Source organism: Bhargavaea cecembensis, assembly GCF_001619585.1.
Lineage (GTDB): Bacteria > Bacillota > Bacilli > Bacillales_A > Planococcaceae > Bhargavaea > Bhargavaea cecembensis_A.
Map to the genome: position 1 here is coordinate 1,025,731 of NZ_LQNT01000009.1, position 25,831 is coordinate 1,051,561.

A 25,831-nucleotide genomic window follows, 5' to 3' on the forward strand; every position below is an offset into this window, starting at 1 on the left:
CCCCCTTCCTAAACCTCCCCTCATCTTATTCATCTGAGGGGCGTTCGGTTATCGGATCACGGGGGCCGCTGCTTCGCGAACGTTCCAATGCCTCATCCGATGTCCTTTGACTATTTATATAGGTGCATATTAGATAAGCCGTAATAATGCCCAGCAGATCAATGCCGACATCAAAAAGCCGGCCACTGCGATGGAAGAACAGTTGTAGGATCTCTGTAAACAATGCGAATAACACACACAGAACAAACGCCTTATGTGGTCGTTTCATCCATGCAACGAGTAGATAATACAAAAACCCAAACGATAAGAAGTGTCCTATCTTTTGGAGCAAGTAAAAGCTACTGTTTAGGTCGATATCACTCATAATGAGAAGGTTATAAAAGTTTGGCGCGAATTCAATATGATAACTCAACTTGCCTTCATATAAAAACGCTCGCGGGTCGCTTGTGCACATCACAAAGATCATGACAGCACCCCACAACAAAGCAATTATAGGTAAGCCGTTCTTTCTTTCCTCATTCATAAATCTCCGGATTTTAAACACCCCATATTAAACGGTATCGCCACGCACGTTTATTCTATCCTCCACAACCGTACGTCAACCCACTTACAGAACAACAACAACTGGCGGCTATAGAGAGGTAACCACTCAACCGGCCCACTCCCTATAAATCCAAAAAGCCTGTCACAGATCTCTGTGACAGGCTTTAATCATGAATGATTTGGCAAGTGTGTTTGTAACTTTATGCCCGTCCGGCTTTTTGTTCTGCTCGGCTAAAGCAGAACATCCGCTGGTACGGGAACTTCCCGTTTCCTGATTCCACTTGTTCAGCAGTCACCGGAATGCCATGACGTCTGCGGCCTGCCACCATGCGTGCATAGTTGTGCGCATCGCTGCTCTCCAGAAGAGCACGCCCCTCAGCTCCCAAGATCACAACAAACAGTCCGTCTGTCCTCCAACCGGTATCAATGATTTCATATTGTCCCACTGGCTTCACGTCATCATCTTCTACATGGATGAGATTCGTCACGGCTCTTCCCCTTCCGATACTTAATTCTCTCTCTATCTAGGCTGCATATCGGTCTTTCCAACCAGTTTCGTCTTGCGAATAACGTTTAACATAACGCGAAACCAGTATTAATGACCTGTCTTTCGATGATTGATAAGTATATTTTACCTGCTCTGAGCTTGATTAACAAGCCTTACTTCGAGGTAAACACCATGTTATTACCAATTTTTGTGTCGAATTTAGTCGATTGGTTCTAGTTTCAAGGAAAATTAATGATTGATCACGGCTTCAGGCTAGACTTTCTTCCTTCACTCGTTAAAGCACCTGAATGACAATTCAGGCAAAATGCTGAGCTCGGCATTTTGAGAGGTTACCGACCACCCAGAAAAACGAGATATTTCCATGCTAATGGAAATGCTATACTCTATAAATAGAGAAAAATTCGATTTCAAGACACCACACCCTGAACATTGGAGTGATCGAATGAAAAAGAAGGCTATTATCGGTTCCGCACTGGCACTCCTGGCCATTGCCGCATATATCATCTACCAGAACCAGTTTGCCTACTCCGAGCCGGATGAAGTGCTGACGCAGGATGAGTTTGTGGAGACCTTCGAGGAAACCGAGGCATTGGAGGAAGTCGACGGTCTAGACCGTGTGGGCGTTAACGGCAACTCCCCCGAAGAGAAGATCCTGGATGTCATGCACCAGATGACTCACCAGAAAATCGTGGCCAATCAGAAATGGGGGGCAATACCGATGACCACCCGAAACATCGAACAAATCGACTTGATCGTCTCCAGTTCCCCCAACATCCGGACACCCGAAGTGAAAAAACAGCTGCTCCAGATCATCGCCAAATGGGAACGAGGAGACTTCAGCGAAGCCGACAAGGACCACAACTACATCTGGGATCTACAGAACGGGACACTCGGAAAAGCGAGAGGCCTCCTAAGCAAAGAGGAAGAGTTGTATTTTATTGATGAATGGTTCATTGAGGGGAAAGCTGAAGAAGAAAAATGAACAAGCGGGATGGGAAACGGTATTGTTTTCCATCCCGCTTGTCTGGTATATGAGTAATTACTCACTTCCATGAGGTACCAAGCCCACAGCTGAATATGACACTTCTAAAGCCTTAGGGATGCATCTAAAATAATTAGAATTGTTATCTTTACTAAAAGAGGCAAATCGGGCTTAGCGGATTCTGTTTTAAAAGACGGGCGGATAAAGGAGCAAGCTTAAGAGACTGTTCATAAGGTGGCCCTCCCCGGAATTTGGAGTAATAAGCTCAGGGAATTCTTATTAATCTTCGGTGTGGCCATCGGATTCGCCCTTTCCGCCATTTCCCTGGGCTGGGCGTGAAGGATACTGTGATGAAGTAGATGAGCGGCCACGGAGCGGAACAGATCATGGTCATGCCCGGGCGTGTGCTAAAGGACGGCGGCGGGGTTCCTAACTTCCTGAACGGTGTGTCCAGCCTACCGGTCCATGGAAACAGTCGGCCGCATCCAATATACTAATGAGAATGAAGAACCCACCAGCGTAGAGGGCATGCTGGTGGGTTCGAGCGCATTCCTATCAGGGAGTATTCCATATGACCCTAAAAGAAGGTCGGTTCTTTACAGAGGAAGAAGAAACAAACAAAAACACAGTGTTGTGCTAGGGAGCGGAATTTATGCATCACCTTTATCAATTGCACCTGATTGGCCAGTATCAAATGAAAGAAGCGGACCGAAATCATTGCTGATTCGGGGTCTAATTCCACTGTTATTTCTTGTTTTGCACCACTCAACTGAACGGGTTAGAGTGATCCAACCGCTCTTTTCTTATGACGTTATGGATTACCAATAATTTGAGTTAATTATTAATTACGTGAGGCGACTGCATATCCATCGATAATGCTCACGGTAGGATAATCTTTTATAATTTTTGCCGGTACACCAGCAACAGTAACATTGTCAGGAACATCTTTGTTTACTACTGAATTAGCTCCTATTGTCACATTATCACCAATAATAACATCACCAAAAATCTTTACACCAGGACCAATATAAACATTGTCCCCAATTCTTGCAGAACCAGCAATATTCACCGCCGAATGAATTCTGCAATTTTTTCCAACTTTCGCATTACCGTTAACAACTATGCTACCGTAGTGGGCGATACTCAACCCTGCATCAAAAACGTTTGGTGGTATGGTAAACCCTAAATGTACAGATTCTTTTATGAATCTTAACTTTAAAATCTTTAAATACAACTGGCTCGTCACATCCTTCCTGCAATTTTGATAATATTCAATTCTCCGCAAGTTTCTTTGAAATTGTAAAATTGGGTGGCTGTATTTGTGATGCCTTTCAAACTTCTTTTTGTTGAGTGAGGCTAAGTCAGCACAAAGAAAAAATCTATAATCCTCTTTGTTTTTAATCAAACGTAATTACTCCTTTGTATCCTCCAAAAGGAGGCTTTTTATTTTTCATTTATAAATTACCCTACTCACCGATATTTTTTTGGGGGTTCTATTGACGTGCAAACCCATCCACTTAGTAGAGTCACTTGTCGAATAATTCAGGCAAGTCTATCAAAATTAGATATAATTCTGTTGTTGGCGGTACAGTTCCATCTATGGTTAGTATTACATTGTCTAACTTGTAACGGGGTTACACACTCAGGAATACAAGAATAAGAACTCTAAATTGGAAGAGCGACAGGGCAAAATTGTCGTCGTTAAGCAGAAAATAGCCCAGGTTAAACGAATTGCACGGGAGCGGATCATCAAAGATTTCTACCTCAAATTGTGTCTTAAGGTTAATGTCAGAGTAGGGGCACCGGTGACGAACAGGTCTGACTCACTAATGTGCACTAAACAAACACACCGTGCCGTCTTGCTTATCAAGAACCTCAATGCGGAAAAGCTAGCCATGTGATGGGTAATATCTACCAGGTGCTCACATCAGAATTGACAAAATAAGTGTAAACAGAATTATGAAGCGTAAAATCACCCGTCGGCAAATTAGGCAACGGGTGATTTTCTCACTGCTTATTCCATATTATTTTTTTCAAATCGCCATGCATCCCTGCACATAGTTACTATATCTCGTTTAGCTGACCAACCAAGTTCTCTCTTTGCTTTTGATGTCTCGGCATAGCATGAAGCGATATCACCAGGTCTCCGATCTACAATTTCAAAAGGAACTTCAATATCGTTAGCTTCTTCAAAAGCTTTTACTAATTCTAATACACTAGTACCTTTCCCTGTTCCTAAGTTATAAACATGAACACCTTCTGTTTGATTTTCCAGTGCAGCAACATGGCCCTCAGCTAGATCTAATACATGAATATAATCTCGAATACCAGTACCATCGATTGTAGGATAATCATTTCCGAATACTCTCAAATTATGAAGTTTACCTTTTGCCACTTGGGTAACATAAGGCATTAGGTTATTAGGGATACCATTAGGCGATTCCCCTATTAACCCACTCTCATGAGCACCAACTGGGTTAAAATATCGAAGTAGTGATACTGAAAAACTTGGATTTACATTCGCAAAATCGGTTAAAATTCGTTCACTCATTGCCTTTGTTTCACCATAAGGATTTGTTGTAGGTAGTAGACTCATCGTCTCTACAAATGGCACTGTATTATCTCCATATACTGTGGCTGATGAACTAAAGACAAATCTATTAACACCATATGTTTGACATGCTTTGGTTAATACCATTGTACTCACGACATTATTATAATAGTACTCAAGCGGTTTTTCTACAGATTCACCCACTGCCTTTAGACCGGCAAAATGAATAACTCCATCAATTTCATGATTTCTGAAAATATGATCTACAGCTTCTTCATCCGTTACATCAATTTCAAAAAAAGTCACTTCTTTTTTAGATATATCAATAATTTTTTTAATAGACTCGCTCTTACTGTTAGAAAGATTATCAGCAATGATGACTGAATGTCCTGATTCCAGAAGAGCTATACAAGTATGTGATCCAATATATCCAGTCCCGCCAGTGACTAGAATGTTCATAATGGTACACCTCTCTTTATAAAGAAATTGCTGGCATATAAGAATTAACTCCCCATCTAAATTAAATGGTGACGGCTTATTTATGAACCACTTAGCATTTTATAGTTCAAAATTGTATCTTCAGCAATGTCTTCAATGGCTATTTTACCAATAATGCATTCTATTTCTGCTGGTGAAATACCAGTTCCCGGTCTCTTAAATGTTAACATTTCTCTAGTTATTTCTTCCCCTTTCTTTATATCACAACTCGTAACCAATGACCTTCTAGCATTCTGTCTAGAGGTAATTTCAGATTCTAAGAATTTAATGTCATAAGAACCTCTTATAGAATCAATGAACTTAATGCCATCAACAATCTTTTTTGCATCTTCAGGATCCATTGCATGGTAATGGTCATTTCCTGGTAAAGATTTGTCTAATGTGAAGTGCTTTTCAATAACCAAAGCCCCAAGATTATACGCCGTCTTTACAACATCAACATGATAGTCTGGTTTCGTATGATCTGAATATCCAATAATTAAGTCAGGATACTTTTCCTTCAATGAAACAATTCTATTAAGATTAGCATGATCAAATGGGGTTGGGTATTCAAGTACACAATGTAATAACACTATAGGCTGGTTATTATTTTTCTTTATTACATCAATTGTTCTATTAATTTCTTGTTCACTAGATGCACCAATTGAAAGCAGAATAGACTTCCCTTTTTTTGCCTGGTACTCTACAAAAGGAAGATTGGTAAGGTCAGATGAAGATATCTTATATACGTCCATTAATTCATATAAATAATCAGCTGATTCTAAGTCAAAAGCAGTTGATAAAAACTCAATGCCCAGTTCATTCGAGAAATTAGCCAATTCTTTATACTCATTGAAAGAGAAACTATCGAACTTCTTGAACAGCTCGAATTGAGATCTAGTGGCCTCTTCATTAGTATCCCAATAAGACGGAGAATCCTTTGCTGCCAGTGTATCAGCTTTATAAGATTGAAACTTAACTGCATGAATACCGGAATCGTGCGCCTCTTTAATCATCAATTTAGCTGCTTCCATAGGGGTAATCTCATATTTATTTGCAATATCATAGTAGTTAACGCCAATTTCAGCAATTAATACAAATTCTCCTGATAAAGCTCTTTCGATAACTCTACTTTTCATAATAAGTACCCTCCATTAAATATGTTTATTAAGAATAATGTTTTTAACACGTTCAATGCCTAGCCTTAGATCTTTTTTCTCCATTTGTTCTTTCATTTGTTTTCTAATTTGAGGACTATTTATAAGCCATAGTAGAGTTTCTCGTATTGTATTGTTATCCACATTTTTTCCCAGTCCTAAATTAATAAACCCATTTTTCAAGTAACCAAACTCATGATGCTGCTCCCGTTCATTCTGTGCTAATAAAATTGTCGGTACAGACATTGAAGCTAATTCTAGCATTGTACGTCCTTGCGATGAAATCGCAATGTCTGCATTAGCCATATATTCACTCATCAACTTTACATCTTTTACAAAATCAACATTAAGATTATCTTTTTGAGCGCTATTTATGAGTTCATCGGCTTTTGCATATCCCATTCCTAAGATAAATGTATAATGAATATCACTCTTATTTATTGACTCAACAATATTTAGTACTCTTTGAGTTAGATTAGAAGGATCTGTTCCTCCAAATATCACCAAAACTTCCTTTACTTCTTCCTTGAATTTTGATGGTTCTGCTATAAGGAATTCATCCCTTATACAATAATAATCGCTACCCCAATAATGATTATTTCTATCATTCTTTTTATCGTACAAATCATTAATGACTGCATCAGCTAACGCTGCCCCTGCTCCCAAATCTTCAAAATTAACAACGCGGCCGCACATTTCTTTGCATTTTTTAATATATTCACTATTAGTATCAAGCATGTCATTGACTAAAATGTCATAATTGCCCAACTTCAGTAATTCGTATAACTCATTATTATTGTCAATAACCTTATACTGAAAATGACTTTGCTTTATTTTTTCTATCCCTAAGTCTGACTGCGATGATAATACAAAGCAAACATTGTGATCAATAAAATTATAGGCTAACAATAAACCCCTATAGATATGTCCTAAGCCAATTTCTGCATAACCCTCAACTCTTATTAAAATCTTCTTTTTAGATAGTTCCTTTTCTGCCACCCACCAATCTTGTGAGCTGTCTATATCAATTGATTCATTTTCCGGAACGTCAAATACAGAAATTTCCGGACCAAATCTATTGTTTTTATCTATAAATTTTCTTTTAGAAATGAAAAACGCTCCAGTTTCCAATAAGTTCTTTGGTAAGTACTGTCTGTTAAGTCTTTTCTGATATAACGGTATAACCTTCCCGTCTTTTTCAGTCCAAGCTAAATGCGGCTTATTAACACCACTTAAAACTGTATCAAAATCATTTTTAATAAAGTATTCAATTGCAGAATCTAAAGTTTTCGTTGTCAATAATGGAGAAGTTGGCTGCATTGTAATTACAATATCGTAAGTCTTATTTCTTTTTTGTTCAAACGTTTTTACCGCATGATATATAACTGGATCAAGTGTCACATCATCACTTGCTAGGTCAGTCGGTCGAATTAACACCGAGGCACCATATTGATTCGAAATCCTCTCAATTTCTTCATCATCAGTTGACACTACTACGTCTAAACTATATTTACTGTTTAATGCGTTTTGAATGCTATAACTAATGAGTGGTTTCCCAACTAGTAACCTAACATTTTTTCTCGGTATACCTTTTGATCCGCCCCGGGCTGGTATTATAGCTAGAATATCCATTTTACCCTCCATAATTATGGTCTAGATTTATTAAACACTTTTCGCCATGGCATGTTATGAACTTTAGCTGATATTATCCATACCATTAAAAACTTTAATATAAAAACAATTGTTGTTGCTTGGGCAGCTCCAATAGCGCCATATGTTTTTATTAATGAATAATTTAATGCGATATTGATTAATGAAGTAATAAATGTTATTATCGCTAGATATTTTGTTCTTTGAGAGTAGAAAATATAATTCACTACCATTAGATACATCCCGTTAAATGCATAACCTAACGCTATCCATAATACATATTGACTTGAATCAATAAACGATTTACCCAAAAACCAATTTAATAAATACGGTGAAAATAAACCTATTATTACCGAAAACACTATTATTGCCACAAAATATAAATAAGTGAATTTAACTATTTTAATTTTTTCATGATAGTCATCTTTTTTCAGCTTTTCATATAACCAAGGTATATAGGCGTTATTAAAAGAAAGTGCAAGTACGTTAATAATTGAACCTACTTGATATCCCACTGTATAAATTCCTGTTGCTGATAAACCCACCATATTTGTAATGAATATTCTGTCTGTCATTGAAATTATTGCTCCAGATAAAGCGTGTGGTATTAACGGAATTCCAAAAGCTAAAGCATGAGACAAATAGCTTCTATTAAATTTAAAATCGATCCATCCATTTTTCAACATTATATAAACCGCAATGCCAGCAAACAATACTACACCTATTGCTTGACCATATATACTTCCTTTCCACCCATAACCAAGCAAAACAACAAATACAATAGATAATATTACAATCAATAGTGTTTGCAAATTCATGAACAAGCCATATGAGAAAGCCTTTTTTTGTACTTGCCACAATGTAAGATTAATGTTTATGAGGAATTGACATAATGAAAAAACTATAACGAGCCATAAATATCTACCGGGAAATGATGTTATTTTTACGATAAAATCTGAGAATAAATAAAACAATCCCCCCACCAACAATGTACTCGAAGTTAAAATAAGTATTGAATTAAATACATAAGCCCAAATATTAGTATTTTCTTGGTTATAATATTTTCTAGTAATCGCGCCATTTACACTTAAACCAATGAAGGGAGATGTAAAGGTAACGAGTAAAGCAAACATTGATATTAATCCATATTCTTCTGGTGAAAGGTACCGAGTTAGAATAGGAAGAAAAAGGAATGGTATAGCCTTATTGACAACGCTTGTAATAGTATAGATACCAGTATTATTTAGTAAACTATTACTTTTAAACTTCTTAAGCATTTTATCACCTAACTAACCTGAACATAGTGTAGGTCTTAATTAAAATTATATCTTTCTTTCGCTTTTACCTTTCTCCCTTTTATAGAATTTGGTTTAATTATTAAATTGTTATTTTCAATGCGGTAATATATATCAAACAAAATTATCGTCACTAAGAATTCCCATCTTATCATAGAGATTAATTGGTATGTAAGCCAAATTGCAATCATAAAACAACACATTCCCAGTGCCAATTTACTATGTTTATTAAGCTTTATAATTTTCTTAATTCCATTGAAAAACACAACAAACATTAATACAAATCCGACTAAACCATTTTCGGTGAGTTGGCCAAAGAAAATGTTATGTGCACTCATAGGTATCCCAGAGTAACTCGCTAAAACAGTCGCATACTCAGTTCCATATCCGAATACAACTTGAAAAATACTACCATCCAGGAACGCTTCTGTAGCTGCCTCCCATTGCTGAGTTCTATCATTTATACTGCTTGTTTCTTTTTGGCTAAACAAATGTTGAACATCGTTGGAATAAATAAATTGCATAATGTTTTCATAATAAACAGATAATAGAAAGGTGCCTAACAATAAAACCCAAAATATTCTTATCCAACTTTTAACCGTAGTTTTCTTTTTGTATAAAATTATTACCAATAATGCTACAGCTGTCGCAGCAATAGCACCTCTAGAGAATGTTAATAGTATGCAAATTACAGAAATTATTGCGCTTATATAGTATAAAAGCTTATACTTATCACTAGAATTTGATAATATTAAAGCCGTGAAAAAGGATACTTGCATAGTTAACGCACCGTAATTTACATTGCTTTGTTGAGCATTAAATATCTTATAGTCGACATAGGATGAGTTTTCTGAAGCTGGAACTGGAAACAAAAAGTCCCCTGTAGCCATTTGGTATATTCCAATGATGGGTCCACCTATAAAAGTAGTAATGAAAACTATCTTAATGAGATTTTTAAAATCATTTATATTTCCACAATATTTATCTAAAGAAATATACATAAAGATTAATAACATAAGATTTACAATGCCGGATTGATAGTTCCCGTTCGAATAAATATTTGTAAGCACAGCAAATGCATATAACAGTATTATATATCTTGTAGCATCTCCCCTATTCCTCCTAATACTTAAACTTTTATTTAAATTAATTAATATCGATATTATAATTATTCCAAATAAAAGTATAGACCTAAAAGGAACAGAAGCGGTAGTACAAAATAATAATACAAAGAATAAGAAATATAATACTTCAGTAATTCTCTTTCTAGTAATTATCATTTAATAAACCCTTCCCTTTTCATTTGTTCACCCCTACTTCAAAAGAATTTGCCAAAGGTTCTAAAACATTTCCGAAAAGCCTATATGGGTACACTCTTCAAACAAATCATCATTCTTAAGATTGATTACTCTTTCCTAAGAGTGTTTATTAAATTCATAATCTCAAAATCACTCTTTGGAAAATGAATAAATTTCCCATATCTCTCCCTAAATGTGTCAGCAGTTTTTAAATATCCTCGATCTAATTTTTCACTGTTCATATAAACAACAGATATGGCAGGAACCTCATTTAGAGCATTCGCAGTTATGAGGGAAGTGCTTACCGCACCAATTACTACCTCAGGCTTCTTTTTAAGCGATTCCATATATATTTCAAGAGGAAGTTTAGTTTCTAACACTTTGAATCCTCTTTGTTTATATTCATCAATAACATCTTTGCCCTCTCTAGGGTGCGGTTTAACGATAATTTCATAACCAAGTTGTTTAAAGAGTTTTAAAAGATGATCAAAAATATCATTAATCTCATTCTTACTTGATACATCCTGTTCAATTTCAAAAGGTTGTGTGAGAAGTAACGCATATTTTGGGGTCTCTATATTTATACTTGAAACAACTGATTGTCGGATACATTTTTTGTATTCCTTGGCAATATTCAAGTTAATCTCTAACAATCCCTTATTGTCTTTAAATAGCGTATAATATTCTGGTACCAATCGATTTCTTAGCAACAGAAACTTATAAAAACTACTCATCAGGAAATGTATTGATCCAGTTGTAATGCTTCCTCGTATCTTTTCCTTCAAAATCTCATAATCGGTTTTGTATGTACCTACCCCTTCGTCTAAACATACTAGCTTGCATTCTCTTCGTGTATTTTGTTGATAATCAACTGCGAACCTAATGTCTGGCCTAAATGGACGGAGTATATGTAACAGCCTTTCATTATCACGTGGGGGTTGAACCTTCTGCATTGATTTGATTAGTTTAAAAAAGTACTGCGCTTTGTTTGCTCTGCGGGAATCTTTACACTTGAATATTTTAACATCCACATCTAAGTCAAATAAAAAAACATCACTATCTATTAAATAATCTGTGCCTGGGTTATGAGAAATTAAAATTACGCCACGAAGGGAATTATTACGCTTTAGCATAGAATTTATATAAGCTCGGACACCTATGGCATGCCATGGAGTAATGCAATATGCATAAAAATCTATTTCACCAAATTCATTACGAATTATTGCATCTTCTATTTCATGCCGAGTAACATAGTCGTTATCCATATTTATGCATCTTCCTTAAATAACAGTTTAATGAAATAATTTGGTTAGTGAAACAATCTCGTTATTATGATGGTGAATTATATGAGCTCTTGATATACATATTATACGTATCAAGGAAATATTTTTCATAGTCATTAATTACATTATCCCAGCTATATTTAGCTGCAAGTTTATACGCCTCAGTTCGCATATTTTTAAACTGATCTTCGTTGGATAATAATTCATTTATTCTATTCATCATTTCATTTAAGTTTTGCACAGCAAACCCGTTTATGCCATCTTCAATATAATCAACTTTGTAATTTTTGCTGATATATATAGTTGGCATACCAACAGAAGCAGCTTCTAACACGACTTTTGGCAAGCCTTCTTTATCAGAAACAATTAGTAATAAATCACATGTCGTCAACTCTTTATATACTTCTGAGTTTTGTAGCCTTCCTAGTGTTTTAACATTCTTTAAATTATGTGATTTAATATACTGGTCAACTTCTCCGCTCAATGAACCTGAACCAATCATGATAAATTCAATATCAGGGAAGCTTTTTGCAACTTTTAAATAATCTAAGGGTTTCTTTCTCTCTTCGAAACTTCCCACAAAAGCAATTTTTTTTAGATTTCCATTGTTAATGAAATTCACGTCGTCTTTGGAATTATTGCTACCTAAGTATAGGACTTGACACTCTTTGTTCCAATGTTTCACATTTAACTTATTTAAAAAATTGCTAATACAGAAATAATCGAAAATATACTTATTAAAAAAATCATCATATTTTTTATTTTCATATACGTTTTGTATTTCCACCGAAGATACAATACACCTTTTCTTGCCAAATATCTTGGCAAATATAATATCTATTTTCTCTATTCTAGGTAAATAATAGATATCTGCATTTAATGTTGCCATTTTAAATAACTTGCTTAAATTCTTAATCAATCTATTATTACTAATTCTATGGAAATGTACATTATTCCCAAGATCAACTTTATTTTTCTGATGTAATACATGCACTTCAAATATATCACTATTAAGTCTCTTCGCTATTTCGTAACAATTAATATCTTGAGCGTTAACAGAACCTACATAACTACCCAATAATATTTTTACCTTACCCATTCATTTGTCTCTCCTTAAAAATGTTCATCAGTTTTCTTTTTTAATTGGTAATTCACTAAGACTCTTAATTACGTTTACTTGGGACGATTTTAACATTGGTTCGGGTAGTTTAGGATCTATAGCAAACAAATCATACAACAAGAAATTATCTAATTTCAGGTATTTTGCTATATTGTAAAAAGCCGATGAATAAACAGTATAAACAAATGAACTATCTTGATTTGATAAAAATATTTCAATAGGTATGTCTTTATCTTCAACTATTTTCACACCATACTTTTTCTCAAAGTAAGTATATTTATTTTTACTCTCTCTCGGATGCGGTTTAATATAAAAGTTATGGTTTTTTCTTATTACCTTCTTAAAAATAGAATCTAATTTTTTTATATATAAATTCTCTGGTAAAACTCCATCTTCAACTAAAGGTTGACTAATAAAAATATCAAATTTCTCTTTAGGAATCGTTTTATTCAAACTACTTAAAAAGTTTTTATCTATTGAGCAAAACTCATTTATTAAGAATATTTCTTTTTCTAACTGAATATCACTTAGACATTCAGGTAAATTACATACTATTATTGAAGTATTTTTATGCCCTCCTATTCTTCTAGTGTTTTGAAAACTTAGACCGAATATACTTTTACCTATTACATCATACAAGAAATGATGCCTTTTTTTTACGTCTCTATATAAACCTATTCCCTCTTCGATTAAAATCACATCTCTACTATTTCTTAAGTTGGAAATAAATATTTGATTGAACGGATTACCATCATTAAACAAAAATAAATTGCCATCAAAATTTGCATTTATATTCTTTGCTCTTTTTTTTATTTCTCTTATATATCTAAATAGGTTAAGTGGTTTGCCTCTAAAGCTTCTTAATCCCTTTATGATTATTATTTTGTTCTCTTTCATTTTCTTTTCAATCAAATCACTACAAAAAGTACTTTTTTCAACATTAAAATCATCGATTATAATCACTAAATCATTCTTTGTATGTAATGTTGTTGTGATTAGAAGATGATAAGGAGTATTTACTATAAATATATTCAAAAGAGCACCCCTTAGCATTAGTTAAACTTCTAATACTTTATTAATTACTTCTAATAGTTTTCTATTCTGCTTATTTTCATCAAATTCTATTGCCATCTGATATGAATTCTTCTTCAATAAAGCTAACTTTTCTTTTTCTGACACATGCTGTATTGAATTATAAAAACTTTCTATATTTCCTGCTGCATAATTAATGCCTGCATTTTTTCTCTCAATGTGTTCTCTTACTTCTCCTTGAAGAGAGTTAACTACAGCAAGCCCCGCAGCTGTATAATCGTAAAATTTATCTGGCATATCTACATTAGAATTAGCACTATATGTAGACAATCCAATATCGCATTTACCATATACGGGGATTAAATCTTCTGGTAATAATTTTCCGATATAACAGAAGTTATCCAGTTTCTTGCTTGCTTCTTTAACCTTTCCCTCTAAAGGTCCGCTACCCGCGACTATAAATCTGATATTATTATTTTCATTCTGATTGAAGATCTTTGCACACTCGATAATTGTCTCCACGTCATAAGATGGACCAAGTGTTCCTGCAAAAACACACCAAACTTCATTTTCTTCCTTATGTAGGGGTAAGTTTTTTATATCAATTTGATTATTCAACTTTTCTCGGAATTTATTTACATCAATCCCGTTATATATTAATGCTTGAGGTTTTTTAATTAATGTCGGTTCTATTTCTATAGCTTTTTTTAGATAATTACTTCCTAAAGCTACGACACCAGCTAACTGTTGATAATTCTTTTTACGTTGTCTATAGACAGGTCTAAATAAGATTTTCAATACCTTTCGTGTATTTTTTCCAGCAACTTTTTCAATGAATTCGGGCCATAAATCCATTTGGTCATATACGACAGGAATATTATGATCTGCAGCATACTTAAATGTAGGATAATTCATAGTTAGAGGGTTATCGGCACTTACTATAATGTCAGGACGTTCACTCTCTTTAAATTTTTTGTATGAATTTTTCGCGAAAACAATATCCTTTTTGAATCTTCCTATACTAATGTTTTTTTTATATGAGGAAGTTGGTACTAGTCTAATTATAAAATTTTCATTTACTTGAATGTCCTTCCATCCATTAGACCTGTAATTTTTAAAATGGTGTGCAAAATTCGCAGTCCACCAGATAACTTTAAAGTTCCGATTAGACAAATATCTGCCGAACTGATTAAAACTATATGTTCTCCAATCCTCGCCTTCAATCGGACCATATGGGTTAACTAACCAAACTGTTTTCATACTACTTCCTCCAATTAAGCTTCTAAAAATTATAACCAGTAATGAAAAACTTGGTGCGAACCCACCTGTTTACAACCAACTTTCTGATAAAAATTAATCGCATTAGAGTTTCGCACTTGTGTACCAACTATTATCTTGTCACAATCTTTTTGGTACGCTTCATATTCCACAGCTTTAAAGAGACTAGTACCAGTACCACCCTTTGTTGATTCTTTGGAAACTGCAATAAGTTCTATAACACAATCATTACCTTTGTAAGAAAATAATAAAAAACCATTTATTTTTCCTGTAGTATCCTTCGAGATGGCGAAATATTTATCTAATTTCCCAAATGAATTTTTTATCCACTCACGATAAATTTCACGACCACCTCGTATAGCTAGCTCTGGATCCTCTATAAATCTTGAGAACTGAAAATCTGCCAGCTCAATAATTTCATCATTTCTTTTTAGAGCCTGCTGGATAGATATGTGTTCAGGCATTGGTACCTGACTCACTATCTCTTTCATAAATTGAATATTCACATCTGCTAAAAATGCTGAGGTTTCTTTTCCAATCAATTTTGCATTAGTCGGTTCAGAGTTTTTGTTCATTATTGATATAAACTGATAGTCTATGAATTTCGTTTTTAGTTTTTTCCACTCACTTAATGTAAGTGGTCTATGCAGTGTGGCTTTAGCACAATTTACTCCAAAAAAGTCTGTGTCCCAATTTAGATTAATAAAAGTAAATGCATCTTTAAAATTATCCATGAGCAATGCTCCTACTAAGAACTAGTTTTTTTTCTGTAATAAAAATATCTTCACGCTTTAATACTGATTTTACTGTCTTAATAATTATCTTCAAATCTAACCACCAAGAGAGATGATCAATATAGTAAATATCATTTTTAATTCTTTCTTTCCAAGTTACAGTGTTTCTAAAGTATGCTTGATTATATCCAGTTACACCTGGTCTAATTTCAAGCTTTCTTTCCTCGTTACCCTCATATAATTTACGATGTTCTGGCAAATCAGGCCTAGGACCAATAATACTCATATCGCCTTTAATAATGTTTAAGAGTTGTGGTGTTTCATCAAGACTTGTTTTACGAATAAACTTTCCAATTTTTGTTAATCTTGGATCATCTTCTGCATTAAAAGTTGATCCATCAGCATTTCTTAGATCTGGAGCATTTACTTTCATTGAACGGAATTTATACATTTTGAATACTTCCCCATCCTTCCCCAGTCGAGGAGCATTATAAAAAATCGATCCTCTATCTTGAAAGTAAATGATTGGGCCTATAATTAAAAGAATAATTAACCAGAATGGGAGTACTACAAAAGCTATAATAAAATCAAAAATCCTTTTAAATAATCTTTTATACACCTACTAACCCACCTTGAATGTCTTTTAATATTTCTTTCAGATTGTTTGTAATATAATCCACATCTTCATCTCTTAATAAAGTATGAAGGGGGAGTGTAATTTCATTGGCATACTGCTTATAAGCATTTGAATAATTCTCAATATCAAACCCTAAGTTCTTATAAGCCGTAAACATAGGCAATGGCTTGTAGTGAACGTTACATGCAATACCCGCGTCAGCCATTTTAATAATAATTTCATTTCTTTGTTCTTTACTAATTCCAGGAACCCTTAATAAGTATAGATGGCCTGACGAGGAAAAACCTTCACCGTAATGTTCCAATCCTTGAAGACCTATGGGTAAAAGTGCTCTATCATACATCATAATAATTTCTTTACGTCTTTCTAACAAACCTTTATATCTATCTAACTGTACCAAACCAATGCTTGCCATAATATCTGTCATATTACATTTATAGGCAGGATAGACAATATCATATTCCCATGCCCCTTTTTGTGCCTTGGCAAGAGCATCTTTTGATTGACCATGAAGACTATAAAGCATGAATTGGTTATAGAGCCATTCTTGATCTAATCCTCTGTCATTACGCCATACAACAGCTCCACCTTCAGCAGTTGTAAAGTTCTTTACCGCATGAAAAGAGAAGCAAGTAAAATCAGCAACTTGCCCACATCTAAAACCTTTTCTCTCAGCACCAAAAGCATGTGCAGCATCAGTTAAAACAATTATTCTATTAAATAACGACTGTAATTCACTATTGGGCTTGAAAAGATCTCTTTTACTTTCAACTACCTCAAAAATCGTATCATAATCACACATCTTACCTGCTATATCCACAGGGATTATTGCCTTGGTCTTCTCAGTTATTGCCTCTGCTAATTTAGAGTAGTCCATTTCAAAGGAGTCAGGAGCTGTATCAATTAGTACTATTTTCGCCCCAACATGCTCTATAACTGATGCAGATGCAGTATAGGTATATGCTGAAGTAATTACTTCATCGCCCGGTCCAATACCTAAAATTCGAAGGGTGAGTTCCATAGCTGCAGTGGCTGAATTTAAGCAAGCTGCTTTATCTACGCCAATGTAATCAGAAATCCTCTTTTCTAACTCTTTTGTTCTCGGTCCTGTAGTAATCCAACCTGACTTCATTGCTTTTACTACTTCCTCAATCTCAGCATCACTAATATCTGGTGGAGAAAACGGTATGTTTCTTACTTCAGCATCATCCAATTAAAATAGCCTCGCTTTATTCAAGTTTTTATTTGGAACATCTATTATTATTTAGTTTGTTAGGACTTATTTAGAACTTGATTCCAACCAACTACTAACCTACCAAATAATTCACTTTACCAAATAACTCTTTGTTTCATATCTTGATTTTCTTTTCCTCTTTCTTATAAGAACAATATTTTACCGTCTTTATATAAAAAGATACCCCATCTTAGACATCCAATTGAGATAGTTGTGTAGGTTGTTTAAATCCATTTCGGCTTGTGTTCGATAGATGTTCAACATTTTATAATTCGTTTAGATTGAGTCCATATCTTGGTTCAAATCTCTCAACTCTCCTTAATTAATAGGAAAGGCGATTACAAATGGAACTAAAAGGGTTATTAGTACTGCTAGCACTAATGTAAATCCTCTTTCGTTCCATTCTATTTAAACCGCCTACTTGATTATTGGCTTTATTAAGGCAATAACCCCCTCCTCACACCATTCCGCTGATAAATTAGCGTCTAAGGTGACACGGCTCCCAACAGTATGGTCGAAGTTTCCGTTGGTTAGGGTTATATTCATTGCCTTACCTTCCGGCCTTACCTTCCACTACTTTACTCGTCATATAGTCTAACAGTTGTTGCCGAACCTCTTCATTTTGCAATGCGAACTCAATAGTGGTCGTAATAAATCCCAGCTTTTCTCCAACGTCATACCGCTTGCCTTCAAAATCATAAGCAAACACTTGCTGAATATGATTCAGTTGTTGAATAGCATCAGTTAATTGGATTTCTCCACCTGCTCCAGTTTCTTGTTTATCAAGGAAGTGGAAGATTTCTGGTGTCAGTATATATCTGCCCATGATTGCAAGGTTGGATGGTGCGGTCCCTGGCAAAGGCTTTTCCACAAAGTTCTCTACTGCATAGCGCCGTCCTGCTTGGTAAGATGGTTCTATGATTCCGTAACGGGACGTCTCTTCGTCAGGTACTGTTTGCACACCTATTACAGACGCATGCGTTTCATTGTATTGATCAATCAGTTGCTTAAGACCCGGTGTTTCACTTTGGACGATGTCGTCCCCAAGAAGTACGGCAAATGGTTCATCGCCGACGAACTTTCGTGCGCACCATACAGCATGACCAAGGCCTTTAGCTTCCTTTTGACGGATATAGTGAATGTCAACATTTGAAGATTGTTGCACTTTTTCTAAGAGCTCCAGCTTCCCTTTTTCTCTTAGGTTAGTTTCCAGTTCAAGGTTATTGTCAAAGTGATCTTCAATTGAGCGCTTGCCTTTTCCGGTAACAATAATAATATCTTCAATGCCAGAAGCGACAGCCTCTTCTACAATATACTGAATAGTCGGTTTATCAACAATTGGGAGCATTTCTTTCGGCATTGCCTTTGTTGCCGGCAGGAAGCGCGTTCCAAGTCCTGCAGCTGGAATAATAGCTTTTTTGACCTTCGCCATAATAATCTCTCCTTAGATGGTGACCCGGTTCAGAAGGTCTTCCTCCAGACGGGTAAGCTTTTCTTCAGTTCCTTTTATTGTTTCAGCCTTTACGCCGATATAAAACTTGATCTTTGGTTCCGTGCCTGATGGACGTATACAGATCCAAGATTCATCTTCAAGTATGTATTTCAATACATTGGATTTTGGTAGGGTAAGAGAACATATTTCACTAGTGAAAAAATCAAACATGTCTCCGCTTTGATAGTCTTCTGACCGCCTGATCTTTAGTGACCCGAGTGCTGAAGGTGTATTTTGTCGGAATTCATCCATAATACGGCTGATCTTTTCAGCACCATCTTTTCCTTCCAGTTTGATCGACCTGGTAACTTCCTTATGGTAACCGTGTTGATTGAACAGACTATTGAGTATATCTAATAGGGACCGTCGTTGTTGGCGGTAATAAGTAGCTGCTTCAGCCACCAGTACCGCAGCCTGGATCGCATCTTTGTCTCTTACAAAATCACTCACTAGGAAGCCATAGCTCTCTTCATAACCAAACAAGAATTGCCTTTCGTTTGTCGTATTAATAGCCTCTATATTTTCTGCAATAAACTTAAATCCTGTTAAGGTATCTACGGTTTCTATGCCGTATTTCTCTGCGATAGCTTTCGCGAGCTCTGTGGTAACAATAGTCTTTAGAATAACGCCATTTCCTGGTAGTTTACCTGACTTCTGTCTCCGTTCTAAAATGTATTGGATCAGGATGGCACCAATCTGGTTGCCTGTGAGCAATTGATACTTCCCATCCTTTTTTTTCACAGCAATACCAAGCCGATCCGCATCCGGATCAGTTGCCAATAACAACTCCGCACCATTTCTATAGCCATACTGAATAGCAAGGTTAAATGCTTCTGTTTCTTCAGGGTTTGGCGTTGGAGCTGTAGTAAACTGTGGATCGGGAACCGCCTGTTCCTCTACATAAATCACATTTTGGTAGCACAGTGCATCAAATGCTTTTTTAGCAATTGGTGTGCCAGTGCCGTGGAGACCAGTAAAAATAATCGAGAGATTGCTTTTTTCCTCTACTGAACTTAACTGAATTTCTTTTAATTGATTAAGATAAGCCTTGTCAACTTCGTCCCCGATCCAAACAAGAAGCTCTTTAGCCTCCAGCTCTTCTAATGATCGGGATTCAATATTTATTTCATTATCCACTTGATCCATGTAACTAACAATCACATCCGCTGCATTCGGAGTAAGCTGAGCACCGTCTTCGCCATACACTTTCAAACCATTGTACTCTGGTGGATTGTGGCTTGCAGTAATCATGATACCTGCAAACGCGCCTAGATGACGGACAGCAAAGGATAGGAGTGGTGTTGGATGTAGCGAATCAAACACGTAACTTTTTACGTTTCGGAACCCTATAGTCTTGGCCACTTCCTCAGCAAATTCTCTTGAGAATTTGCGAGAGTCGTAGGAAATCACTACACCACGCTTCTTCGCATCTTCGCCTTGAATTTCGATATAACTTGCTAGGCCGGCTGCCAGCTTACGAACCGTGTATAAATTCATTCGGTTCGTACCAGGTCCAATGATTCCACGCATGCCACCTGTTCCAAATTCAAGATATTTGTAGAAGCAATCTTCAAGTTGACGCTTGTCCCGTTGAACCTCAGACAGCTGTACTCTAAGAGGATCGTTTATAGGTAGTTGTTGAAGCCACTCTTCGTATCTCGCTTTCCATTGCATTGCAATCTGATCCTTTCCGGTCCATCCGTTGTTTCTTTATCATTTATGGATTGCTGTTCTTGCCTCTTCGCTCACGCCATAACCTGGCTTGCCAAGCAAGTTAAACATATTAGTCTTGTATTGCTCGACACCAGGCTGGTCGAATGGGTTTACACCAAATAAGTAGGCGCTCATCGCACATGCTTTCTCAAAGAAATAGACGAGATAGCCGAATGTATAAGCATCCAATCTCGGAATCCTGAATACCAGTCCAGGGACATCGCCTTCTGTATGGGCCTGTAAGGCCCCCTCGAATGCCTTATCATTTACGTGGTCAACTGTCTTACCCGCGAGATAGTTTAAGCCATCCATGTCGTCTACTTCGTAGTCGATACGGATATCTATTTCCGGCTCTTCCACTTTCAAAATCGTTTCGAACAAGTTCCGTTGGCCTTCCTGGATGTACTGACCAAATGAATGGAGGTCAGTCGAGAAATTGGCTGATGCCGGAAAGATTCCGCGGCGAGCCTTCCCTTCGCTTTCTCCGAACAGTTGCTTCCACCATTCTGCGAACGAGTGAAGGTTTGGCTCGTAGGTGACGAACATCTCAATCGCCATTCCCTTCTGGAAGAGAATGTTGCGTGTAACAGCATACTGGTAAGCCGCATTCTCTTCAACGTATGGATTGTCCAGTTCATTCATGGCTTTTTTGGCACCCTGTAGGATGGCTTCTATGTTAATACCACTAGACGCGATCGGTAGGAGACCGACAGCCGTGAGCACTGAGTAACGCCCTCCTATGTCGTTCGGAACTGTGAACGTTTCGTATCCTTCCTTGTCTGCAAGCTGCTTGAGTGCGCCTTTTTCTTTATCCGTTGTTGCATAGATTCGCTTCCGTGCTTCCGTCTTGCCGTATTTCTCCTCAAGTAACTTACGGAAAATACGAAATGCTATTGCCGGTTCGGTAGTTGTACCAGACTTTGAAATGACATTGATTGAGAAATCCTTGTCTTCCAGTAGATCCATCAGATGAGCCATGTATGTAGAACTCAGATTATGACCTACAAAGAGCACTTGTGGAGCTTTTCTCTTTTCATTTGGAAGCAGATTGTGGAAGTGATGGTTCAGCATCTCAATCGCTGCACGAGCACCAAGATAGGAGCCCCCAACCCCGATAACAAGCAGAACATCACTTGTCTCGCCAATTCTTTTGGCAGCTTGCTGGATCCGCTCGAACTCTTCTCCGTCGTATGTCTCAGGAAGGTCCAGCCACCCCAGATATTCGGCGTGATTGGCTTTGGCGTGCATCTCTTCATGAATGGATGCCACCGTCTGATGCAGGAATGAGATTTTATAGTTTCCGAAGAATGGACTGAGGTGAGAATAATCAAATTGAAGATGTGCCAACTCTTCGCCTCCGGTTTTATTTCATAGTTTAAGCGGTTGTGAGTGATTTTTCCGGTGATTCCGGAACTTTCCGGTTTGCCAGGGAAACCAATGTGTTTCTTAGTTCGTCCTCTTTCATATCGAGGAGCTTGTCCAGGATATATTGTTGTTCCGAACTGCCAATCGGAGTAGCGCATCCGATATGGATTTTCGGAAAGACCTGTTCTTGCTGTATTTCGGATGGATCGAGAAGTTCCTCATAGAGCTTCTCTCCCGGCCGCATACCCGAGTAGGTGATTCCGATTTCTTCGACCTCATAGCCCGAAAGCTTTATGAGGTTTTTCGCAAGATCGACAATCTTTACAGGGTCCCCCATATCAAGTACAAATACTTCTCCTCCGTTGGCAAGTGTACCCGCTTGAATGACGAGACGGGATGCTTCCGGAATTGTCATGAAGTACCGGGTCATGCGCTCATCAGTGACGGTCACAGGGCCGCCTGCAGCGATCTGCTTTTTGAAGAGTGGAACTACAGATCCTCTTGATCCAAGTACGTTTCCAAATCGGACTGCTGCGAATTTCGTCTCGCTTGTCTTTGCAAGATTCTGAACGACCATTTCCGCAAAGCGCTTGGTTGCACCCATGACGTTCGGTGGGTTGACTGCCTTATCAGTTGAGACAAGGACGAAGTGGCCCACTCCGAATGTATCTGCTGCTTCTGCCACATTCTTCGTTCCGAAGATGTTGTTCTTAACCGCTTCAAATGGGTTTGCTTCCATAAGTGGAACATGCTTGTGCGCAGCAGCGTGATAGATAACGTCCGGTGCGTGTTCAGCTACCGTGTCAAAGATTCTTTCCCGGTCTTGCACATCTGCGATAATCGGAACAATTTCCGTTTCGGATTGTTTTAATCCGCGCAGTTCACGGTCAATCAGATAGATCGAGTTCTCACCATGGCCAAGAAGCAGCAATTTTTTCGGCTTGAACTTCATCACCTGACGACAGATTTCTGAGCCGATGGATCCGCCCGCACCTGTTACAAGAATTGTTTTGTTCTCGAGCTTGTCCGCAATGGCTTTCATATCCAGAGCCACTTCTTCACGGCCGAGCAGGTCTTCAATTTTCACGTCACGGATATCGTTGACAGATACTTTACCAGTCATCACGTCTTCAATTCGCGGAATCGTTTGAGTGCGGGCTCCAGCGTCTACACAGGACTTGGTGAGTTCTGCCATTTCCGCTTTGGACATGGATGGGATGGCGATCACGATATTTTCGATGTTGTGGGCTTTGACAAGGTTCGGGATATCTTTCGACCCTCCGGCTACATTCACCCCATAGATATCTAGATGCTGCTTGGTCTTGTCGTCATCGACAAACAGAACAGGCATCAGGCCGTTCTGAGGATTCTGCTTCATCTGCCGGACCACCATCGTGCCGGCTTGCCCTGCTCCTATCACCATCGTACGTCTTCCGCCGAGCTTTAGCCGCTTGGTGACCGAGTCGCGGTACACTCTCCACATAAACCGGGAGCCGCCAATCAGCAGCATATGTAGCATCCAGGTGATGGCAAGAGCACGCACATATACCTGACCAAGTCCTACAAACTGGACAACCGCGATGGCGGCAATGGAGATGGTTACCGCTTTGAAGATCGCTTTCAGTTCACCGACAGAAGCATATGCCCATGCCTTCTTGTATAGGCCGTAAAAAGCGGCGGTCAGATGATGGGCGATGAAGATTGTCAGGGCACTGATTAGCAGCGTCTTGGACTGAATCACATTCATATCGGGATTCAGGATGAGGAAGCTGATATAAATTGAGAAAAAGACAATGCAGGAGTCGATGAATCCCAACAGCATCAGACGTTTTGGATGAGTCACACACCTAACTCCTTTCTGACTAGTTGCTGAACTATTCTACCAGTGACTATTATACTATCACTTACATATAATTGGAACCTTTAATCTGCCAAACATTGACACATCACCCGAAGATAAACCATTTTTTCTTGCCTTTTGGGTCTTCCGGCTCCAATAATACCGGGTCCCGCTTCTCCAAAATTCGCGCATTGTTCTCCAGCATGATGTCGACCATGTCGGCACGGCCCTTTTTCTCCAGGTAGGAAAGTCCCTCATCAAAATGGAAACCCCGCTTGTCGGTGTTATGTGCGTCCGAACCGTAGAAATGGACGAGGTGGGAATCGATCAGTGTCAGTGCGGCATCCTTGATGCGTGAGCCGAATGTGCCGCAAACCGCCCCGGCAGTGACCTGAGCAAGGGCTCCATGATTCACGAGCCGGTAAAGTCGCTGGGGCTTTTCGACGATGGCTTTGTTTCGCTCAGGATGTGCGATGATCGGAATCAGTCCACGGTTCATCAGTTGCTGGATGACGCCGACCGTATAATCCGGAACACCTTGGCTCGGAAGCTCCAGCATGACGTATTTCGAACCTGCAAGTGTCAGTATGTCACCTGCATCCAGGCGCTCGGGGAGGTTTCCGCACAGCCGGATTTCGTGGCCGGTATGGAGCTGGATGTTCAGGCCTTCTGCCCTGGCTGCTTCTCGCAGCTGATCAACACCGTCATAGACACTGTTGGCGTCAACATGGAACTGTGGATGGCAGGCATGGGAGGTTGCAATGATTTCGGTAATGCCTTCTTTTTCCGCCTGGCGCAGCATCTCCAGAGATCCGGACAGCTTATCCGGACCGTCGTCGACACCGAACAGGACATGGGTATGCATATCGATCATACGGCTGACTTCCTTTCCTGAACGACCAAAAGAGCAAGGGTGCAGGCCCCTCACTCTTCTGTTCCGTAATACTGATAATAGTAATGATCCTTATCCATCTCAAAGTTGTTCATCACCGCGCCGAGGATGCGGGCCTGTGCATTCCCGAGCTGCTCTTTTGCCTTTTCAATGTTTTCTTTTTCCGTTACACCCGTATTGACCACCAGTAGCGTTCCATCCACTTTGTTTGCAAGGAGCTGCGCATCTGTCACGGAGAGGACAGGGGGAGCATCAAAGACGATGAGGTCGTATTGCTGGGCCATCTCGTTCATAAGGACAGCCATCGATCTGGAACCGAGCAGTTCAGCCGGATTAGGAGGAATCGGTCCACTTGTCATGATATGAAGGTTTGGTGAGATCTCCGATTCCCTGATTACTTCACCCGCCAGCCTTTGCTGGGTAAGGACAGTGGAGAGTCCTGCGGCATTTGTAAGACTAAATGTATACTGTACAGTCGGCTTTCTCATGTCCGCATCAATAAAGAGGACCCGCTTGCCATCCTGTGCAAACAGGGTTGCGAGGTTGGCGGATATCGTCGACTTACCATCTCCAGGAAGTGCAGACGTTACAAGAATGGTTTTCATCTCTTTGTCCACTGCTGAGAACGTGATATTAGAACGGAGCGTGCGGAACTGTTCTGAAACGACTGACCGGGGGTTCGCCGCAACGACCAGTTTTCGCGCTCGTTGTTCCAGCTGCTTTTTGGATGATTTCTTTCTTCTCGCCATC

22 protein-coding genes are annotated in these 25,831 nt (G+C 38.2%); 1 reads left to right on the forward strand and 21 read right to left on the reverse strand.

The genetic code is table 11. The features are described from left to right. Window positions 1-25 precede the first annotated feature (25 nt). Complete coding sequence (locus AV656_RS08560) at window positions 26-466, reverse strand: VanZ family protein (RefSeq protein ID WP_156484828.1); 441 nt, start codon at window positions 464-466, stop codon at window positions 26-28. Between the two features lie 277 nt (window positions 467-743). Continuing rightward, window positions 744-1,031, reverse strand: coding sequence for a hypothetical protein (locus AV656_RS08565; RefSeq protein ID WP_063180849.1), 288 nt, complete (start codon window positions 1,029-1,031; stop codon window positions 744-746). A 462-nt stretch (window positions 1,032-1,493) separates the two neighbouring features. Here AV656_RS08565 and AV656_RS08570 point away from each other — a divergent pair, with 462 nt between their 5' ends. After that, entirely contained in the window at window positions 1,494-2,033 is a 540-nt protein-coding gene (locus AV656_RS08570) for a DUF6241 domain-containing protein (RefSeq protein ID WP_063180851.1), read from the forward strand. 841 nt (window positions 2,034-2,874) lie between these two features. On the opposite strand, the gene AV656_RS08575 is transcribed toward AV656_RS08570, so the two are convergent. The 19 genes from AV656_RS08575 to AV656_RS08670 all read right to left on the reverse strand — a co-directional run bounded on the left by AV656_RS08575 (window position 2,875) and on the right by AV656_RS08670 (window position 25,830). Next, window positions 2,875-3,438 carry a serine O-acetyltransferase gene (locus tag AV656_RS08575; RefSeq protein WP_063180853.1) on the reverse strand — a complete coding sequence of 188 codons (564 nt, stop codon included), beginning with the start codon at window positions 3,436-3,438 and terminating at the stop codon, window positions 2,875-2,877. A 609-nt stretch (window positions 3,439-4,047) separates the two neighbouring features. Then, window positions 4,048-5,043 carry a UDP-glucose 4-epimerase GalE gene (galE, locus tag AV656_RS08585; protein WP_063180857.1) on the reverse strand — a complete coding sequence of 332 codons (996 nt, stop codon included), beginning with the start codon at window positions 5,041-5,043 and terminating at the stop codon, window positions 4,048-4,050. An 80-nt stretch (window positions 5,044-5,123) separates the two neighbouring features. Further along, entirely contained in the window at window positions 5,124-6,200 is a 1,077-nt protein-coding gene (locus tag AV656_RS08590) for an N-acetylneuraminate synthase family protein (protein WP_063180859.1), read from the reverse strand. A gap of 15 nt (window positions 6,201-6,215) precedes the next feature. Beyond that, complete coding sequence (locus AV656_RS08595; RefSeq protein ID WP_197462224.1) at window positions 6,216-7,850, reverse strand: cytidylyltransferase domain-containing protein; 1,635 nt, start codon at window positions 7,848-7,850, stop codon at window positions 6,216-6,218. A 14-nt stretch (window positions 7,851-7,864) separates the two neighbouring features. Then, the gene (locus AV656_RS08600; protein ID WP_063180864.1) at window positions 7,865-9,145 is read right to left on the reverse strand and encodes a flippase; all 1,281 of its coding nucleotides are present in this window, start codon (window positions 9,143-9,145) and stop codon (window positions 7,865-7,867) included. 35 nt (window positions 9,146-9,180) lie between these two features. Beyond that, complete coding sequence (locus AV656_RS08605; RefSeq protein ID WP_063180866.1) at window positions 9,181-10,443, reverse strand: O-antigen ligase family protein; 1,263 nt, start codon at window positions 10,441-10,443, stop codon at window positions 9,181-9,183. 125 nt (window positions 10,444-10,568) lie between these two features. Further along, window positions 10,569-11,726, reverse strand: a complete 1,158-nt coding sequence (locus AV656_RS08610; protein ID WP_063180868.1) for a polysialyltransferase family glycosyltransferase — start codon at window positions 11,724-11,726, stop codon at window positions 10,569-10,571. A gap of 64 nt (window positions 11,727-11,790) precedes the next feature. Continuing rightward, on the reverse strand, window positions 11,791-12,843 hold the full coding sequence (locus AV656_RS08615) for a glycosyltransferase (protein ID WP_063180870.1): 1,053 nt from the start codon (window positions 12,841-12,843) through the stop codon (window positions 11,791-11,793). Between the two features lie 27 nt (window positions 12,844-12,870). After that, window positions 12,871-13,917: a polysialyltransferase family glycosyltransferase gene (locus tag AV656_RS08620; RefSeq protein ID WP_063180872.1), complete on the reverse strand. Its 1,047-nt coding sequence runs from the start codon at window positions 13,915-13,917 to the stop codon at window positions 12,871-12,873. A gap of 3 nt (window positions 13,918-13,920) precedes the next feature. Beyond that, window positions 13,921-15,156, reverse strand: a complete 1,236-nt coding sequence (locus AV656_RS08625) for a glycosyltransferase family 4 protein (RefSeq protein WP_063180874.1) — start codon at window positions 15,154-15,156, stop codon at window positions 13,921-13,923. 29 nt (window positions 15,157-15,185) lie between these two features. Then, window positions 15,186-15,908 (reverse strand): GNAT family N-acetyltransferase, encoded by a 723-nt coding sequence (locus tag AV656_RS08630; RefSeq protein WP_063180876.1) that lies wholly within the window; start codon window positions 15,906-15,908, stop codon window positions 15,186-15,188. After that, on the reverse strand, window positions 15,901-16,527 hold the full coding sequence (locus AV656_RS08635; RefSeq protein ID WP_063180878.1) for a sugar transferase: 627 nt from the start codon (window positions 16,525-16,527) through the stop codon (window positions 15,901-15,903). The genes AV656_RS08630 and AV656_RS08635 overlap by 8 nt, the downstream gene beginning before the upstream one ends. Beyond that, complete coding sequence (locus AV656_RS08640) at window positions 16,520-17,758, reverse strand: DegT/DnrJ/EryC1/StrS family aminotransferase (RefSeq protein WP_063180880.1); 1,239 nt, start codon at window positions 17,756-17,758, stop codon at window positions 16,520-16,522. The genes AV656_RS08635 and AV656_RS08640 overlap by 8 nt, the downstream gene beginning before the upstream one ends. 571 nt (window positions 17,759-18,329) lie before the next feature. Beyond that, the gene (gene galU / locus AV656_RS08645) at window positions 18,330-19,211 is read right to left on the reverse strand and encodes a UTP--glucose-1-phosphate uridylyltransferase GalU (RefSeq protein ID WP_063180882.1); all 882 of its coding nucleotides are present in this window, start codon (window positions 19,209-19,211) and stop codon (window positions 18,330-18,332) included. Between the two features lie 12 nt (window positions 19,212-19,223). Further along, a complete protein-coding gene (locus tag AV656_RS08650; RefSeq protein WP_063180884.1) occupies window positions 19,224-20,945 on the reverse strand; it encodes a phospho-sugar mutase in 1,722 nt (573 codons plus the stop codon). 39 nt (window positions 20,946-20,984) lie between these two features. Further along, window positions 20,985-22,331 carry a glucose-6-phosphate isomerase gene (locus tag AV656_RS08655; protein ID WP_063180886.1) on the reverse strand — a complete coding sequence of 449 codons (1,347 nt, stop codon included), beginning with the start codon at window positions 22,329-22,331 and terminating at the stop codon, window positions 20,985-20,987. Window positions 22,332-22,359: 28 nt separating this feature from the next. Beyond that, a complete protein-coding gene (locus AV656_RS08660; RefSeq protein WP_063180888.1) occupies window positions 22,360-24,192 on the reverse strand; it encodes a polysaccharide biosynthesis protein in 1,833 nt (610 codons plus the stop codon). Between the two features lie 103 nt (window positions 24,193-24,295). Continuing rightward, on the reverse strand, window positions 24,296-25,063 hold the full coding sequence (locus AV656_RS08665) for a tyrosine-protein phosphatase (protein ID WP_063180890.1): 768 nt from the start codon (window positions 25,061-25,063) through the stop codon (window positions 24,296-24,298). A 50-nt stretch (window positions 25,064-25,113) separates the two neighbouring features. Further along, on the reverse strand, window positions 25,114-25,830 hold the full coding sequence (locus AV656_RS08670) for a CpsD/CapB family tyrosine-protein kinase (protein ID WP_063180892.1): 717 nt from the start codon (window positions 25,828-25,830) through the stop codon (window positions 25,114-25,116). Window position 25,831 lies beyond the last annotated feature (1 nt).